The 16,917-nt window shown below is 51.1% G+C and carries 13 protein-coding genes; 2 read left to right on the forward strand and 11 right to left on the reverse strand.

Going from position 1 to position 16,917, the window contains the following annotated elements; translation table 11 throughout:
* Window positions 1–262: 262 nt before the first annotated feature.
* From lnt to ACFQNF_RS14010, 11 genes are all read right to left on the reverse strand, one after another.
* Entirely contained in the window at window positions 263–1,735 is a 1,473-nt protein-coding gene (gene lnt, locus ACFQNF_RS13960) for an apolipoprotein N-acyltransferase (protein ID WP_380188550.1), read from the reverse strand.
* A 333-nt stretch (window positions 1,736–2,068) separates the two neighbouring features.
* Window positions 2,069–2,872: an HlyC/CorC family transporter gene (locus ACFQNF_RS13965; RefSeq protein ID WP_465262216.1), complete on the reverse strand. Its 804-nt coding sequence runs from the start codon at window positions 2,870–2,872 to the stop codon at window positions 2,069–2,071.
* A gap of 237 nt (window positions 2,873–3,109) precedes the next feature.
* A complete protein-coding gene (gene ybeY / locus ACFQNF_RS13970) occupies window positions 3,110–3,580 on the reverse strand; it encodes an rRNA maturation RNase YbeY (protein ID WP_380188552.1) in 471 nt (156 codons plus the stop codon).
* A gap of 104 nt (window positions 3,581–3,684) precedes the next feature.
* Window positions 3,685–4,515 carry a hypothetical protein gene (locus ACFQNF_RS13975; protein WP_380188553.1) on the reverse strand — a complete coding sequence of 277 codons (831 nt, stop codon included), beginning with the start codon at window positions 4,513–4,515 and terminating at the stop codon, window positions 3,685–3,687.
* A gap of 611 nt (window positions 4,516–5,126) precedes the next feature.
* Window positions 5,127–6,104 (reverse strand): PhoH family protein, encoded by a 978-nt coding sequence (locus ACFQNF_RS13980; RefSeq protein ID WP_380188554.1) that lies wholly within the window; start codon window positions 6,102–6,104, stop codon window positions 5,127–5,129.
* 155 nt (window positions 6,105–6,259) lie between these two features.
* Window positions 6,260–6,877 (reverse strand): UPF0149 family protein, encoded by a 618-nt coding sequence (locus tag ACFQNF_RS13985; protein WP_380188555.1) that lies wholly within the window; start codon window positions 6,875–6,877, stop codon window positions 6,260–6,262.
* 372 nt (window positions 6,878–7,249) lie between these two features.
* Window positions 7,250–8,593 (reverse strand): tRNA (N6-isopentenyl adenosine(37)-C2)-methylthiotransferase MiaB, encoded by a 1,344-nt coding sequence (gene miaB / locus ACFQNF_RS13990; protein WP_380188556.1) that lies wholly within the window; start codon window positions 8,591–8,593, stop codon window positions 7,250–7,252.
* Window positions 8,594–8,901: 308 nt separating this feature from the next.
* Window positions 8,902–9,228 carry a hypothetical protein gene (locus ACFQNF_RS13995; protein WP_380188557.1) on the reverse strand — a complete coding sequence of 109 codons (327 nt, stop codon included), beginning with the start codon at window positions 9,226–9,228 and terminating at the stop codon, window positions 8,902–8,904.
* 395 nt (window positions 9,229–9,623) lie between these two features.
* Window positions 9,624–10,769, reverse strand: a complete 1,146-nt coding sequence (locus ACFQNF_RS14000; protein WP_380188558.1) for a glycerate kinase — start codon at window positions 10,767–10,769, stop codon at window positions 9,624–9,626.
* 12 nt (window positions 10,770–10,781) lie between these two features.
* Window positions 10,782–12,038 (reverse strand): GntP family permease, encoded by a 1,257-nt coding sequence (locus tag ACFQNF_RS14005; protein ID WP_380188559.1) that lies wholly within the window; start codon window positions 12,036–12,038, stop codon window positions 10,782–10,784.
* A gap of 289 nt (window positions 12,039–12,327) precedes the next feature.
* On the reverse strand, window positions 12,328–13,473 hold the full coding sequence (locus tag ACFQNF_RS14010) for a sugar diacid recognition domain-containing protein (protein ID WP_380188560.1): 1,146 nt from the start codon (window positions 13,471–13,473) through the stop codon (window positions 12,328–12,330).
* Window positions 13,474–13,760: 287 nt separating this feature from the next.
* Here ACFQNF_RS14010 and macA point away from each other — a divergent pair, with 287 nt between their 5' ends.
* A complete protein-coding gene (gene macA, locus ACFQNF_RS14015; protein WP_380188561.1) occupies window positions 13,761–14,960 on the forward strand; it encodes a macrolide transporter subunit MacA in 1,200 nt (399 codons plus the stop codon).
* 2 nt (window positions 14,961–14,962) lie between these two features.
* Window positions 14,963–16,915 carry a macrolide ABC transporter ATP-binding protein/permease MacB gene (gene macB, locus ACFQNF_RS14020; RefSeq protein ID WP_380188562.1) on the forward strand — a complete coding sequence of 651 codons (1,953 nt, stop codon included), beginning with the start codon at window positions 14,963–14,965 and terminating at the stop codon, window positions 16,913–16,915.
* Window positions 16,916–16,917 lie beyond the last annotated feature (2 nt).

Genomic DNA, 16,917 nt, shown 5'->3' on the forward strand with positions numbered 1-16,917 from the left:
GTAGGGTGGGCAAGTTTTTATGCCCAGGGGATAGCGAGGAGTGGGCGCGAACGTCGTTATGCCTATATGCGCCAAATAGGACCTTTGTCATGGCGCATGTTTACAGGGATCGGGTTATTCGTAGGGCGGGTGAAACCCGCCGCTTTTGTAGCATTTCACGCCAAAGTCTGGCGGGTTTCACCCGCCCTACAAAAAATGCACCGAACGTCATTGGCTTAAAGCTTAAATTGATGCGTATAAGGATGACAATCAGTGCGCCTGTCTAGCGCCGCCTTAGCAAGCCCAATCCGAGTAATAAGGCCCCCAAAGCAATCAGCAGCGGGTAATCCCCTCCCCAAGCATAGGGCGGCATGCCTATGCGGTTTTGCGCGGTGCCTTCCAAAATGCCCGCTGTTCTTTCCGGCAAGACGCCTTTAAACCGACCCTTCTCATCAATAATCGCCGTCACCCCAGTATTGGTGGCCCGCAGCATATAGCGGCCGGTTTCTAATGCTCGGGTTTGGCTCATTTGAGCGTGTTGCGCTGCGGCCCAGGAGCCGTCAAACCATGCAAGGTTGGATAGATTAACCAGCATGGTGGCTTCGGGCAGGGCGTTGATGATCTCCCGGCCAAACACGTCTTCGTAGCAGATATTGGCGGCAATTTGGCCGGAAGCCAGAGAGAACGGGGCTTGCTTCACTGCGCCTCGGCTAAAGCCGGAGAGTGGCATATCCATAAACTGATAGATCCAGTTAAATAGCCACGGCAGTGGAATAAACTCGCCAAAGGGCACGAGGTGCTGTTTTTTATACAGCGGTAATGCTGGGTCAGACATCACCGTGACGGCGTTGTAATACTCCGCCTCATGCTTGCCTAAAATCGGAATGCCAAGGATTAAATCTGCTTTGCGCGGTGCTACCGCATCACGCAGCATTTGTGGATACCAATCTGGTACATCGCTGATAAAAGAAGGAATGGCCGTTTCGGGCAAGATCACCAATTGGCCGCGTGTTTTTTGCGTTAGCTCCAAATAGCTTTTCAGGCTATCTAAGTAAAAAGCACTGTCCCATTTGATCGCTTGCGAAATATTGCCTTGTACCAAGCTCACCCGCACCGGCGCGCCTACCTTTTTTGTCCATTCCAGCTGGTTCAATCCCCAGCCAGCCAGCCAGATGCTTGCCACAATGCCCCAGCCCTTCAGCCACTTAGGCTTGCTGACAATCAGTGCAATACTCAGGCACAGCAGCCAGCCGATCAGATATACGCCGCCGATGGGCGCGTAGCCTGCAAGCGGCGTCATCGGGCTTTGCGAATAGCCGACGCTCGCCCAGGGGAAGCCTGTAAACAGCCAGCCACGTAGCCATTCCGTCAGAATAAATACTGTGGGCAGGAGCAAAACGCGTAGTGAATCAGGGCAGGGCAGTTTTAGTGTTAGCCAGCCAGCCAATGCGGGAAACAGCGCCATATAAGCGGCTAACACTAGAATCCCAGCCGCAGCCATAGGCGCAGGCATGCCGCCGAAGGTATTTAGGCTGATAAAAATCCAATGGATATTGGCAAGAAAAAATCCCAACCCAAAACTAAAACCACGCCACCCAGCTGCTTTAGGGGAAGGAGATTTTTGGATAGCAAAGGTGAGTGCGGCTAATGACAACCACATGAGGGGGAGTAAATACAGCGGGGCAAAAGAAAAGACACTGATCGCGCCAAACAGGGCTAGCAGGAGATGAGGCAGGAGGAGTTTAAATTTTTGCATCTGCAACACGGCTTGTGAGCGTTCCTGTTTGGGGTGGGGGTGTTTCAAGGCATCAGTATCTACACACATTAGGTGGCATTTCAGTGCTATAGCTTCCCCCTTTATCAAAGGGGGATTGAGGGGGATTTGCTTTGGTGTAGCTTTGTTTGGTGCCTTTTGATCAAAATATGCAATTCTAAATCCCCCCTAGCCCCCCTTTTTCAAAGGGGGGAACAAGTACAAAGACTTGTGTAGTTACTATATGGTTTCAAGGAGAGTAAAACATGGTGCCTTAGGGCAGGTGCAACCCGCGTATTTTTCAGCATGGCTCGCGGGTTTTACCCGCCCTACGTCTTATTCTTCAGCAGGTGTATCTGCTAATTTCTCTATCAATACAGAATAAATCCGGCGGCTGTCTGCGCGCAGGATCTGGAAGCGATAGCCGTCGAAAGCCACAATCTCGCCGCGTTTTGGCAGATGGCCAAAGTGCTGAGTGATTAAGCCTGCCACGGTATCAAATTCTTGATCAGAGAACACGGAGCCGATTTCTTCGTTTAAATCGTCAATCTCGGTGAGGCCTTTTACGCGCCAATTGCCACGTCGATCTGGAATGATATTGTCTTCGGCTTCGTCGTAATCGAATTCGTCTTCGATATCGCCAACAATTTGCTCCATCACGTCTTCAATCGTCACCAAGCCCGCTACGCCGCCATATTCATCGACCACAATCGCCATATGATTACGATTATTACGGAAGTCTTTAAGCAACACATTCAGGCGTTTGGCTTCTGGGATATACACCGCAGGGCGCAGCATATCGCGCACGTCAAATTCCTCATCGCTGGCGTAATAGCGCAGCAGGTCTTTGGCTAGCAACACACCAAGCACTTTGTCTTTGCTGCCATCGACCACAGGAAAGCGCGAGTGGGCGGTTTCGATCACATAGGGAATAAATTTGGCGGGCGCATCATTGATATCGATGATGTCCATTTGGCTGCGAGGTACCATCACATCGCGCACCTGCATATCACCTACATTGAGCACGCCTTCGATCATACCTAAGGCATCAGCATCCAGCAGCTGGCGCTCAAAAGCAGAGTGGAGAATTTCTACAAGCTGGCCTCGATCTTCAGGCTCTCGTAATAAAAAGTGGGTCAAGCGTTCAAGCCATGATGACTTGGGGGAGTTCGAGTTCGGAGATACCGAAGGGGAATCATCCATTGTGGCGTAAAGATCCAATGATAAAGATGCCCGAATGATACCGGAAGATCGTGCTTTTTGGGTTACAGCGGTGTTGGTGATATTGGGATTGTTGTAGTGAGGCTCTTGCGTACACTCTTTTGGCAAGGGAAGGCGTGTACTTTCGCTTGGTAAACAAGCCTCCCTTTGTAAGCTTTACTTCTCTTCCGAATATGGATCGCTAATGCCTAAGCTTGCCAATAGCTGGGTTTCCAGCGTTTCCATGGCGATGGCCTCATCTTCTTCAAGATGATCATAGCCTTGCAAGTGCAGCACGCCGTGAATGGTGAGATGGGCATAGTGATCGATCAGGCTGATGTTTTGCTCCAGCGCTTCTTTTTCTACCACCTGCGCACAGAACACAATATCGCCAAGCAGCGGCAGGCCAGCAATATCGGGCATGTCTTCATCAAAGGTAAAAGTCAGCACATTGGTGGCGTAATCTTTGCCACGGTAATCGCGGTTTAGTTGCTGGCCTTCTTCTGTGTCGACAATTCTGAATGTGATTTCTGCTGTGGCCACATCAGGCAGCAGCGCGGCCTCCGCCCAAGCTTGGAATTGTTCTGTGCTAGGTAGGCCGGTGGCGGCGCTTTCTATTTGATGGCAGATTTCTAAACGTTGGTTCATAAGTGATCTTTGTAAATGTTGTTGCTTAAATATTTGGCGATGCTGGTTTGATTCGGATTTGTGAACAGCGGAAATCGGCTGATCCTGTTGCTTATTATTTCAGATCAGCCTTCGGGCAACACGATTTTACGGGTGGCACAACTTACGTATAGAGCCTCGGCTCCCTTGCCTGCAAAACCTTCTGTCGACAACTCGCCATTTTTGCGCAAACGGGCCACGCCACCATTTTTTTGCGGCTTGGATTTTTTGACCGCGGCTGTCAACGTCGTCTTGTCTGCGTCTACCAGCATGGCTAGAAAAGGTGTTTCACTTTCAAACAATATCGCAGATTGCACCGGCAAGCCTTGGAAGGTATAGCCCGCTGCTACTTTTAGTTCTTTGCCCCAAACCTGATTTAGCGGCAAATTGGCCATCTGTGCCAACCATTTGGCCACCCCAGCATCGTTAAATTCCACGCTTTGGCAATTGAGGGCTTTTGCTAAATCAGGATTGAGGAAATGTTTGGCGCTGGCTGCAGGCATTGATGTGGCGCTGCCATTGCCACTTTTATATTGATAGTGACCATTGAACATTACATCGCCCCATTTGCCTGCGCAACCCTCTACCCGCATCAATAAGCCATCTTTGGCCGGGCTCAAGTTCATCTGACAATTACCTTCACTGAAATGCCAGCCATCACTCACAACTTTGAGTTTGCCTTCGCCTGATCCAGAACGGCTACTGGTTTCGGCTGACTTGCCTAGAACTTCTAGCGAAAACTGGCCATTTTCTGAAATGACTAGGGTGCGCTCAAACAGCTTGTTGTTGGCATTGTATTGCCCCGCTTTGGGCAAGGCTGTGTTGTCGGCCCAAGCGGGCAAGCTCAGGGCTAGGCTGGCAAGAACGGCTAGTGAAAGTTGGCGAGGGGTGGCATGGTGCTGCTTAAACTTTTGCATTAGAAATATTCTCCAAATTAGGTTTTTGTTTAAATATTCTTGAGCGCGCAGTTTTACTCAACTCAAGCTGATTCCGAGAACGCGACGTTTTGCTTCGGATCAAGGTTTGCAAGGTCAGAGAGGGGGGATTGATCAGATTGTCTACAAGCTGACAAGAAACTTTGATCTTCTGTATTTAACAGCAAATCATCCTGTCATATTGTCTTGCTGTGCTTGTATCAAGCTAATTGTTGTAATTTATGCTTAATTTCCGCTATTTTGCCCAAGGTAATGCGTTATTAGGGTGGGCTAGCGGCTGATCGTGCTAAGTACTTGTAAGTATCGAATGGTCTTGTGGCGCGTGAAACCCCATCCTATCAACTTAAGTGAAATGTTTTTTGTAGGGCGGGTGCAACCCGTGAGCGATGCTGAAAAATACGCGGGTTGCACCCGCCCTACGATGATTCAATGCTTGTCATTGCGGGCGTGCCATGGCTTATTGCTAAGTTGATAATGCGCTAAGACGACGCGCATGGCATTGGCGTATTTACGCCAAAGGTTTTCTCCGTGTTCTACTTTTAAACTTAGTGTTCTCTGTGTCTACAGATCTTAGGTTTTGAGAAAACCAGATGCTATCTTTTGCGTGTTGCCGATGCCGCTTCACGTTCTTGTGTTTTCTTTGCGTAGGCGTTGACGATTTTTTGCACTAGCGGATGGCGAACCACGTCTTCGCTGGTGAAATGGTGCAGGGCGATGCCTTTGATATCGACGAGTACCTCTTGTGCGTCGTTCAAGCCTGATTTTTGATGCTTGGGCAGATCGATTTGCGTTGGGTCCCCGGTGACAACGGCCTTAGAGCCAAAGCCGATGCGGGTTAGAAACATCATCATTTGTTCTGGCGAGCTGTTTTGTGCTTCGTCCAGAATAATAAAGCTGTTGTTTAAGGTTCTGCCACGCATAAAGGCCAGCGGGGCGACTTCGATAATGCCTTTTTCAAACAGCTTGGTGACTTTATCAAAGCCCATTAAGTCATACAGTGCATCGTAGAGCGGCCGCAGATAAGGGTCGATTTTCTGTACTAAATCGCCAGGCAAAAAGCCGAGTTTTTCACCTGCTTCTACGGCGGGGCGAACCAAGACCAAGCGTTTAACCAGATCGCGCTCTAAAGAATCAACTGCACAGGCTACGGCCAGATAAGTTTTGCCTGTGCCTGCTGGGCCAATGCCAAAAGTAATATCGTGATCTTGAATTGCTTTGATATAGACAGTTTGGCGGGGCGTTCTGCCGCGCAAATCATGGCGCTTGGTGCGCAGCGGCGTGGTGTTTTCTTCGACATAAGCTGGTGCTGTGTTTTGCGTGTGTTCGATAATCGATAGCTGTAAATCATCCCGCTCTAGCGGCTGTTCGGCCATGGCGTAAAAGTGCTCCAGCAGGGTAATGCCTTGCTGCAAATTTTTGGCGCTGCCGCTCACACGAAACTGCTCATTGCGCCTGACGATGGTGATATCGAGCGCGGTTTCGATTTGCTTTAAGTTTTCGTCAAGAGCGCCACAAAGATTGGCAAGGCGACGATTATCAACAGGCGTGAAATGGATGATTTGGCTATTCAAAAGAGACTCTCAAAAGGACACAAATCTACAGAGACCAGTGAGAACACAGAGCACACAGAGAAAAACTTGAAAATCTAAGGGTTTCTCTGTGTGCTCCGCTTTTTTAGCTCTGTGTCTACAGATTTTAGGTTTTTATCTTGGAATCAGAACAAGGTTTAGTGCATATGCTTTGGCACTTCGCGGCGTTCTAGCCAGAAGGTGCGGATTTCCGGGATGATATCGACCAAGGACGCGGCGACTTCGTGCTCGAATTCGGCCATATCTTGTCCGTCGCTTTCCAGATTGGCACGGCCTTCGTCGTCGGCGCAAACCAGAATCGGGTAGACAAGCTGGGCGTATTCTTCGTCGTCCATCATTTCTTGCCAAGCATCTGGGTTCATCGATGTACCCAGCGTAAAGCCATAGCACCATTGCTGCGAGATATCTTGGCCGCTCTCTTCGTCCACATACACAATCGGGCTAAATGCGTTTTCAGCGTCAGCCAGCTCGTCCATCAGCTGGTTATATAGACGCAGAATCAGGCCTTCTATTTTCTCTTGCTCGGCTACAGAAGCAAATTTCGGGCGTTCGCCATTTTCGCCCCAAACTTGAGCAAACCATTTATCTGCAGCGATTTCTTCTGGGCCAATCAGTTGCGCAGTTAAAAAACCATGCAGCATAGATAAATCCATTGCTTGTTCCGGGGCCGCATCAGATTCTAAAAAATCGGCCAATAGGTCGAGGTCGTCGTCGCTTAGTACGGCAAAAAGTTCAGCATCTTTTGGCGATAGCATGGTGTTTTCCTTGGGTAATGCGTATTAGGGTAAGGCTTGTAGGACTACATCCTAATACTTTTGGCGGGCGCGTTGATGACACGCGGTAATTAATATCTGAAAAGTCATTGTAGGGCGGGTGAAGCCCAACCCTATCAAATTAAAGTCAAAAGTGGTCAAAGTCTGGTTTTGTATAGGGTGTGTAAGTGGTTTGTCTTGCGCACCGTTTTGCATAATTACAAGTATTAAATCATCGTAGGGCGGGTGAAACCCGCGTATTTTTCAGCATGGCTCGTGGGTTTTACTCGCCCTACGAAATACATTTCATCTAAGTTGATAGGATTGGGGTGAAACCCGCCGTATGTTTAAATAAGAAAAAATGGCGGGCAGGGCTTACTTCACAACAATCTCGCCCTTCAGACTATGCGGAAAGGTTTCAGTAATCAGCACTTCTACAAACTGATTGATCAGGCGTGGATTGCCGGCGAAGTTGACGATGCGGTTGTTATCCGTGCGGCCTGCTAGCTCTTGCAGCTCAGGATTTTTACGCGCCATGCCTTCTACCAGCACGCGTTGTACGCTGCCGATCATGTTTTTGTTTACGTTTAGCGCCAGCTCGTCGATACGCGTTTGCAGGCGTCTGAGGCGAGTGAGTTTTAGCTCTTCAGGCACATCGTCCGGTAAATCGGCAGCAGGCGTGCCGGGGCGACGGCTGTAAACAAAGCTGAACGAGGCATCAAAGCCCACATCGTTAATCAGCTTCATGGTGCGTTCAAAATCGTCTTCGGTTTCGCCAGGAAAACCCACAATAAAGTCAGAGCTAAGGCAAATATCGGGGCGGGCATCTTTAAGTTTGCGCACCAGCGATTTGAATTCCAGCGTGGTGTAACCGCGTTTCATATTCACCAGTACGCGGTCCGATCCAGCTTGCACCGGCAAATGTAGGTGTGAGACGAGTTTGGGCAGGGTGCGATAGCAATCCACAATTCGCTGCGTCATTTCACGCGGATGGCTAGTGGTATAGCGCATGCGCTCGATGCCGGGAATCTCGTGCACGTATTCGAGTAAGGTAGCAAAGTCGGCAATTTCGCCGTCTTCCCCTTCTTCAACAGCCCCGCGATAGGCGTTGACGTTTTGCCCCAGCAGGGTGATTTCTTTAACACCTTGCGCGGCAAGGCCAGCTACTTCGGCCAGCACTTCTTCAAACGGGCGGCTAAATTCGGTGCCGCGTGTATAAGGCACCACGCAGAACGAGCAATACTTGCTGCAACCTTCCATGATCGATACAAAAGCCGTGGCACCTTCGACGCGCGCTGGGGGCATATTGTCGAATTTTTCGATCTCAGGGAAAGAAATATCCACCTGAGAAATACCGCTGCTGCGGCGCTGAGCGATTAGCTCAGGCAGGCGGTGCAGAGTTTGCGGGCCAAATACCATATCTACATAGGGCGCACGTTTTACAATGGCCGCGCCTTCTTGCGAGGCCACACAGCCACCTACACCAATCAATAGATTAGGATTTTTAAGCTTGAGCTCTCGCACACGGCCAAGATCTGAGAAGACTTTTTCCTGCGCTTTTTCGCGCACGCTACAGGTGTTAAACAAAATCACATCGGCTTCTTCGACATTGTCGGTCTGAGTTAAGCCTTCGGATGCGTGCAGTACGTCAGCCATTTTGTCCGAATCGTATTCGTTCATCTGGCAACCGAAGGTCTTAATAAATACTTTCTTACTCATTATTGCGTGCTCTGCGTGTTAAGTTTTACATCAAGTTCACTGATACGAATCGTATTCTTTAGTGCTTTTTTGATTTTGTAGGTTGGGTTAGCTGGTTTATCCGCCGATTAGGGGGGGTATATCGCGTAACCCAACATTTAGGAGCAAAAGAATGTTGGGTTACGCGATATATCGCTGAACGAGGTAAACCTCGCACGCAGACCGCTAACCCAACCTACAAATTCCCTGTAAATTGATAGAACTGGGGCGAAACCCATGCACTTCTCCGTATTGCTCGCGGGTTTCACCCGCCCTACGAGTCATGCCAGTTATTCTGTAATGATCGCTTTCGGACGCGCTTTTAAAGTGGCTACTTCATCATTGCTTAGCAGCCAAATTCGCCAGATATTGCCGGAAGTGGCTTCGAACTGATACCAGATCGATGCTTTTTGTGGGGTTTGATTTTGCATAATCAAGGCATTATTGATGCCGTAGATTCTAAGTCCCGGTGCGGTGCGGTAGAGCTTGCCATCAATTTTGACTTCAGGCAGTGCAGCGGCTTCTAGATCTCCCAACAGGCCTTGGTTGGGTAGGCTACGAGCGGCATAACTATGGCTGCTGATTGCAAGCGCTAGCCAAAACAAGAACTTAGGCATGGGGATTCTCGCCAGTAAAAGCTGCAATGCTAACAAGCTAGCGGGCGTATTGAAAGCGCAGACTGATTTACGTGGGTGTGAAAACTGGATTTTTGTGCTGATTAAGGGTTTTTTGATAGTAATGACAAGAGATGTTACGCGGCAAAACCCAAATCTTGAAATATCAAATTCATTAAAAACATGGTGTTTCTACTGTAATGCCGTTCACTTAAGGTATTGGTTTTGCTTCCCCCTTAGAAAAAGGGGGATTGAGGGGGATTTGCCTTGAGTTTTTTGCTTATTTTAAGCCCAACATCAACTGCAAATCCCCCCTAGCCCCCCTTTACAAAGGGGGGAACTCAAACAAAACCGCTTAAGTGAACGGCATTAGTGTTTCTACTGGGTGTTGGTGGTGATCACTTAGGTAAACTTTGCGCCAGCTTAATGATGGCTGCGATGTTTCTGGCACAGAGCCTTACATTTTCTGCGGCATCAGCCAGTGCTTCTTCAATCGATACTGCGCGGTTAAGCACGCTGAATACGGCCTCAATGCCCTGCTGATGCACCACGCCTACATCGGGGCTGAGGCAGCCTGCAATTCCGATAACGGGGATATTAAATACCTTGGCCATTTGTGCCACGCCCATCGGCGTTTTGCCGTGGATAGTTTGGCTATCCATGCGGCCCTCGCCAGTAATCACTAAATCGGCGCCTTGCAACAGAGCGGCAAATTGCACGGATTCCAGTACGATTTCTACGCCGGGGCGCAGGCTGGCATTTAAAAAAGCCAGAGCCGCCGCGCCCATTCCACCTGCCGCACCAGCGCCCTTGGCGTGTGCCACTTCAATGCCTAAGTCCTGATTGATTTGCTTGGCGTAATGGGCAAGACCAGCATCGAGCAGGGCGACCATTTCAGGCGTGGCGCCTTTTTGCGGGCCAAAGATGGCGGCTGCACCTTGCTCGCCAATGAGCGGGTTATCTACATCGCAAGCCACTTCAAATTTGCAATCCTCAATGCGTTTATCAATGGCGCTAAGGTCAATGTGTGCGAGTTGGGTCAGATCTGCGCCGCCAAAAGCCAGCGGTTTACCTGCCGTGTTTAAAAATCGCCCGCCTAAAGCCTGGATCATGCCCACGCCGCCATCGACCGTCGCGCTGCCACCTATGCCCAGAATAATATGCCTTGCTCCATGGTCTAGCGCCGCCAGAATTAGTTCGCCGGTGCCGTAGCTGGTGGTGAGCAAGGGGTTGCGTAATGCGGGTGGCACGAGGCTTAAGCCGCTGGCCGCCGCCATTTCGATAATCGCCGTATGGCCGTCGCCAGATAGGCCAAAGAATGCCGGCACGCATTCACCCAGCGGGCCGGTGACGGTGTGCAGAATAATCCGCCCACCCGTGGCAGCGACCATCGCTTCCACCGTGCCTTCGCCGCCATCAGCCACCGGCACTTTTATATATTGCGCATCGGGCAGTACTTCTTTGAAACCCGCTTCAATTTGCGTGGCTACTTCAAGCGCGGAGAGGCTTTCTTTGTAGGAGTCGGGGGCAATTACGATTTTCATGATCAGTAAACCTTAAAATTTAAACACACCAAAAATCAGCGTAGAGACAATCGTAATCGACAAACCAACCGCTGTTTCGTAAGGAATGACTTTCAGCCGCTCGGTGATGCTCATATTGACCGCACCGCCCGTGGCGTGGAAGAAACTACCGTGTGGCATATGATCAAACACGGTAGAGCCTGCATGGATCATGGCGGCGCCGGCAAGGGCAGGTACGGCTAGCTCGAGCAGGGTGCTGTTGAATACTTGCGACGCAACCACAGTGCCTGCGGTGGTGGAGGCGGTGGCCAGCGACATCAGCGCACCAGATATCGGGGCCAGCATATAGGCAGGCAGGCCCGAGCTTTGCAGCGCCTCGATCAGCACCGTTTTAAGGCTGGACGCGCCGATAATCCCTGCCAAAGTACCGGTGCCCAGCAGCATAATCGCAACCGGAGCCATGCGGCCCAAGCCCGCTACGGCAAATTGATTGCTGTCTTTAAAGCGACCCATCGCCAGCGCACCGAGTAAGCCGCCGAGGGGTAGGGCGAGCAGAGGGTCGATCACTATGCCAAAGATAGGTCGAAGCGAGAGCAAAATAATCGCCACTAGTGGAGCAACAATGGCTGTGGCAAACGAAGGCAAGGTCTTGCGATCAAAAGCGACCACTTCGGCAGCCTCTACTTTGCTGCCTTTATTGACCAGCTTTTTAGCAATGAAATAGGCGACCACAAGGCCAACCAAGCCTGGCACTATCCCCGCTGCCATCACCGAGGTCAGCGGCACATGAAAAGCATCGGCCGCCGCAATCGCATTTGGGTTGGGCGACATCACATTGCCTGCTTTGCCGCCGCCTATCATCGCCAGTAAAATCGCCATTTTGGATAGATCGGCCTGCCGCGCAATCGCGAGGGCAATTGGGGCCACGGTAATCACCGCCACATCAATAAACACGCCAACGGCAGTTAAAATCATGGTGGCGATCGCTAAGGCCAAGAGCGCGCGGGTTTCGCCTACTTTTTTGACGATGGTATCGGCAATACTGGCCGCAGCGCCCGATTCGATCAGCACCCCCGCCAATACCCCTGCAGCCAGAATCCGCATGACGGCAGGGATAATTCCTTTTGCGCCGCCCATCATTAAATTGACGGTGCTGGATAAATCCACTCCCCCAACAATCCCGCCAACCAAAGCGCCGACAATCATGCCGTAGGCGGGGGGCACTTTTCGTAAAATCAGAAAAATGGCAACAACGAGCGCACTGAGCGCGCCTAAAGTGCTGACTTCCATCGCTTGAAACTCCTGTTCAGGCTGGGTATTGCGGATAGTGGATGTTGAACAGGATAAACGCTTGTCTATGTCATATCTTCGTGCGGATGCCTATAAATTAACGAGGTAATTGCGTTGTTTTAAGTGCTTTATCACAACGAATGGTTTTGTCCGAAATAACTTCCCTGTTTTCGTCATTCCCGCGAAGGCGGGAATCCAGTAGCACTGGGCTGGATCCCCGATAAAATCACTCGGGGATGACGGCTTTCAAACTCGGGAAGTCATTTCGAGCCGTAGTAAAATGCCGGCTTCAGCCTATTTGCAAAGCGGCATAGAGTAAAAATCGCTCGTCCGTTTTGTTGAGATTCAGGCCGGTAATGGCCTCAATCCGGCTTAGGCGGTAATCCAGCGTGTTGCGATGAATATGCAAAAACTGCGCTGTTTCTACGGGGCGGGTATCGCAGGCAAACCATGCCTGCAATGTTTTACGCAGCTGGCCATTGCTATCTTGGCGCTCAAGGTTTTTAAGCGGGATACGCAGCTGCGCGGCTTGCCAGCCTGAATTTAACCCGGCCAGCAGCACCGGTAAGCTTAAATCCTGATAAAAAAAGCAGGCCTGCTCCGGCTTGCGTGTTTTGCCTATTTGCAAAGTGGTGATCGCGCTTTGATAAGACAGGGCCACGGCATTGGCGGCGCTAAAATATTGCCCTAGCGCAATGCGTACCCCTAGCCTACTTTTGCTGGCGACCCGTGTAAGTAAATCGTGTACGCGCAGCCGGTGCTCTTGCGGATTCCAGCGGCCTTGATGATCTAGCGCTGGTTTGAGCACTACTAATTCGGTTAAAGAAACGGTGGCAACCAAGTTATCGCGCTCTGGCGTGCTCAGCAGGGTTTGCAGCTCTTGTAACTCAGCCAATGCCGCATCAATACCCAGCGTGCCGCTGTCTACTTCAATCACCGCCACCACGCGCGGGCGCTGGATATCTACGCCCAACTTCTGCGCCCAAGCTTCCAGGTCTGAATGCGGCGCGGCTTCGCCTTTGATTAGCTGCAAAACCAGCTCTTCGCGGTAGCGGGTGTCACGCCCTAGTGCCTGAATCAGCCTTGCTTGCTCTAAGCTCATTTCAGCCGTCATCCGCACCAGCTCGCCATAGTGGCGCACCGCATCGGGCTGGCCGGTGATACCGACCACGCCCACAATTTGCCCAGCAAGGCGCAAAGGTAAATTCACCCCGGGACGCACGCCATGCAACTGCTGCGCCATTGCATCGTCAATTTCTACCGTGCGCTGCTGAGATAACACCAGCAAAGCGCCTTCATGCTGCTCGCCCAGCCGCTCTGCATCGCCACTGCCAATCATCGTGCCCGAGGCATCGATTACATTTACGTTGCTACCGATAATCGCCATGGTGCGATTGACGATTTCTTGCGCAAGAGCGGCATTGAGTAGAGACATAGAGGGCCTAGAGGTAAGGGGTTTACACGGTGATGCCAAATAAATCTTTCATGGCGCTTTGTCCTGCACGGCTGATTTGCAGGCGGCGGCTATCTAAATCTTGTTCTACCCAGCCGCGTTTTTTTGCCAACTGCAGATTATCGCCTGCGCGTGGCAGCGGTGACGCGGGATTATGGCTTGAGTGCGCGCGATCAGGCCAGCTTGATCTTGCACGGCTGAATGGAGGTGTTTTGTCGTGAAAGTATGTAGCCGTGCTACTTTTTTACGACAAAGAATGATTGCATCGAATGTTATGCTTGCCGTCTTGTTTTATCTACTTGCTGGAAGAAAACGCGATGGCTTGGAAGTTTAAACGTTGGTCTTGGTTGCGGATTGCAATGGTTTTGCTGCTGCTGGCTTTGCTGGGCTGGGGAGTAAAAGCGATTTTCTTTCCAAGTAAGGCCGCTCCTCAGTACACCACGGCGAAGGTTGCAAAAGCTGATTTAGAAAGCGCGGTGCTGGCGACGGGCACTTTGCAGGCTTTTCGTAAAGTGGACGTGGGTGCGCAGGTTTCCGGACAGTTGCAAAAGCTGGACGTTGAGCTGGGGGACAGGGTAAAGAAAGGTCAACTGCTGGCAACGATTGATCCAGAGCTGGCGCAAAACGAAGCGCTCAATGCAGAGGCTTCTTTGGAAGGATTGCTCGCGCAGAGGCAATCGACGCTGCTGCAATTAGAGCAGGCCAAAATAGATTTGGCCCGCCAGCACGCCATGCTGAGCCGAGAAGCCACATCCAAGCAGGCGGTAGAAGATGCGAGCTTAAAGCAAAGAACGCTGCAATCAGATTTGGCACAGCGCGATGCCGATATCAAAAAAGCCAAGCTCACGCTTGATTCATTTAAAACCCGCCTTGGTTACACCCGTATTCTTGCTCCGATTGATGGCGAAGTAGCGGCGATTACTACGCTAGAGGGCCAGACCGTGATTGCGGCCCAGCAAGCGCCTAATCTTTTAACCTTGGCCGATTTAGACACCATTACCGTTAAAGCACAGATTTCTGAGGCGGATGTGATGAAAGTCCACGCCGGCCAAGCGGTGTATTTCACCACCTTGGGGCAGCCGGATAAGCGTTATTACGGAAAGCTGCGTGCGATTCAGCCAACCCCAGAGAAAGTAAATAATGCGATTTTTTATAATGCTCTGTTTGAAGTGCCCAATCCAACGCACGCGCTACGTCAGGATATGACGGCGCAGGTGGCGATTGTGCTGGAGCACGCAAAAAGTGTTTTAAGTATTCCCACCATTGCCTTAGGGGCCAAGGCTAAAGATGGCCGCTATACCGTGCGGGTGGTGGGTGTGGATGGCATTGCGGTCGATAGACAGGTCAAAACTGGCCTAAACAATAATGTGCAGGTGCAAGTGCTCGATGGCTTAAAAGAAGGCGATCTGGTGGTTACAGGCGATGCGGCCTTGGGCAAATCAGAAGCGTCTGTAACAGTTGGAGGCTAGCCGTGCGTAAGCCTCTTTTAGAGCTCGCCAATATTGTGCGCAGCTTTCCGGCTGGTGATGATGTGGCCGTGGTGCTGGATCAGGTGAATCTGTGTATTCATGCCGGTGAAATGGTGGCGATTGTGGGCGCTTCCGGCTCGGGAAAATCCACCTTAATGAATATCTTAGGCTGCTTGGATAAGCCGACTTCGGGCACTTATCTGGTGAATGGCCGTGATGTATCTGGCCTTGATAGTGACGAGCTGGCAGGGCTGCGGCGGGATCGTTTTGGTTTTATTTTTCAGCGCTACCATTTATTGCCGCATTTATCGGCGCAAGGCAATGTGGAAATGCCCGCGGTTTATTCGGGGCTGGCTAAGGATGCGCGGCAGGATAGAGCCAAAGCGTTGCTTAGCCGCCTTGGTTTGAGCGATAAATTTGAGCACCGCCCCAGCCAGCTGTCCGGTGGTCAGCAGCAGCGGGTAAGTATTGCCCGCGCTTTGATGAATGGCGGCGAAGTGATTCTGGCCGACGAGCCAACCGGCGCGCTCGATAGCCATAGCGGCGAAGAAGTGATGAATATCCTGCGCGAGCTGCACGCGCAGGGCCACACCGTGATTATTGTTACCCACGATCATAAAGTAGCCGATTGCGCCGAGCGCATTGTAGAGATTAGCGATGGCCGCATTATTAGCGATCGCAGTAAGCCGGTTGAAGTATTGGTGGAAGGCAAAATTGCGCCGCACGGGCGGGAAGTTAAGTCACTGCGAGTGATCTTTGATCGCTTCGGTGCCGCTTTAAATATGGCTTGGCGGGCAATGTCGGCAAACCGGATGCGTACCTTGCTTACTATGCTGGGCGTGGTGATTGGCATTACTTCTGTGGTGTCGATTGTGGCGATTGGCGAGGGGGCTAAGCGCAAGATTCTGCAAAATATTGGTGAAATTGGCAGCAATACGATGAATATTTTCCCCGGTAAAGACTGGGGAGACGATAGGGCGGGCAGTTTGCGCTCCTTGCTGCCGGGGGATATTACCGCGTTGCAAGCCATGCCTTTTATTGATAGCGTAACCCCAAGCACCAGTGCCAGTTTGCGCTTGCGCCATCGCGCCTTGGATATCGGGGCCAGCGTGAGTGGGGTGGGCGAGTATTATTTTCGGGTCAGTGGCTTGAAGCCTGCGCTGGGGCGGTTTTTTAATAGTGAGGATGTGGCCGCCCAATCGCAGCTGGTGGTGATCGATCACAATACCCAGCGTAAATTATTCCCCAATGCGGCAGACCCGCTGGGGCAGGTGATTTTAGTGGGAAATCTACCGGCCACCGTGATTGGTGTGGCGGCAGAAAATAAGAGTGGCTTTGGCGGCGGCGGGCAATCTTTGCAAGTCTGGCTGCCATTTACCACTACGGCTAATCGCCTGTTTGGCCAGCAATATTTTAACAATATCACCGTGCGGGTAAAGGACGGCCAATCGTCTGCCGCCGCCGAGCAGAGCATAGAAAAGCTGCTCACTTTGCGTCATGGCAGCAAGGATTTCTTTATCTACAACATGGATAGCATCGTTAAAAAAATCGAGCAAACCAGCCAGATGCTGGCGCTGTTGCTATCGATGATTGCGCTGATTTCCCTTGTGGTGGGCGGGATTGGCGTGATGAATATTATGTTGGTGTCGGTTACTGAGCGAACGCGTGAAATTGGCATTCGTATGGCGGTGGGTGCGCGGCAAAGTGATGTGATGCAGCAGTTTCTGACTGAATCTGTGCTGGTTTGCTTGATTGGCGGCGTGATTGGCGTGCTGCTCTCCTTGGGTATTGGCGCTTTAGTGCAGTTTTTTGTGCCCGATTGGCAAATGATTTTCTCTCTAGGATCCTTTATCGCCGCCTTTATCTGCTCGACCCTGATTGGTGTGTTCTTTGGCTTTTTGCCCGCCCGCAATGCTGCGCGTTTAGACCCGATTGAAGCCTTGGCGCGAGAATAAAA

It is taken from the genome of Iodobacter arcticus (genome assembly GCF_042664895.1).
Taxonomy (GTDB): Bacteria; Pseudomonadota; Gammaproteobacteria; order Burkholderiales; family Chitinibacteraceae; genus Iodobacter; species Iodobacter arcticus.

What these genes read in the sequence shown, in the direction of transcription:
- lnt (WP_380188550.1), bottom strand. Translation starts at nt 1,735, where the DNA reads ATGCAAAAATTTAAACTCCTCCTGCCTCATCTCCTGCTAGCCCTGTTT.
- ybeY (WP_380188552.1), bottom strand. Translation starts at nt 3,580, where the DNA reads ATGAACCAACGTTTAGAAATCTGCCATCAAATAGAAAGCGCCGCCACC.
- ACFQNF_RS13975 (WP_380188553.1), bottom strand. Translation starts at nt 4,515, where the DNA reads ATGCAAAAGTTTAAGCAGCACCATGCCACCCCTCGCCAACTTTCACTA.
- ACFQNF_RS13985 (WP_380188555.1), bottom strand. Translation starts at nt 6,877, where the DNA reads ATGCTATCGCCAAAAGATGCTGAACTTTTTGCCGTACTAAGCGACGAC.
- miaB (WP_380188556.1), bottom strand. Translation starts at nt 8,593, where the DNA reads ATGAGTAAGAAAGTATTTATTAAGACCTTCGGTTGCCAGATGAACGAA.
- ACFQNF_RS13995 (WP_380188557.1), bottom strand. Translation starts at nt 9,228, where the DNA reads ATGCCTAAGTTCTTGTTTTGGCTAGCGCTTGCAATCAGCAGCCATAGT.
- ACFQNF_RS14000 (WP_380188558.1), bottom strand. Translation starts at nt 10,769, where the DNA reads ATGAAAATCGTAATTGCCCCCGACTCCTACAAAGAAAGCCTCTCCGCG.
- ACFQNF_RS14005 (WP_380188559.1), bottom strand. Translation starts at nt 12,038, where the DNA reads ATGGAAGTCAGCACTTTAGGCGCGCTCAGTGCGCTCGTTGTTGCCATT.
- ACFQNF_RS14010 (WP_380188560.1), bottom strand. Translation starts at nt 13,473, where the DNA reads ATGTCTCTACTCAATGCCGCTCTTGCGCAAGAAATCGTCAATCGCACC.
- macA (WP_380188561.1), top strand. Translation starts at nt 13,761, where the DNA reads ATGTTATGCTTGCCGTCTTGTTTTATCTACTTGCTGGAAGAAAACGCG.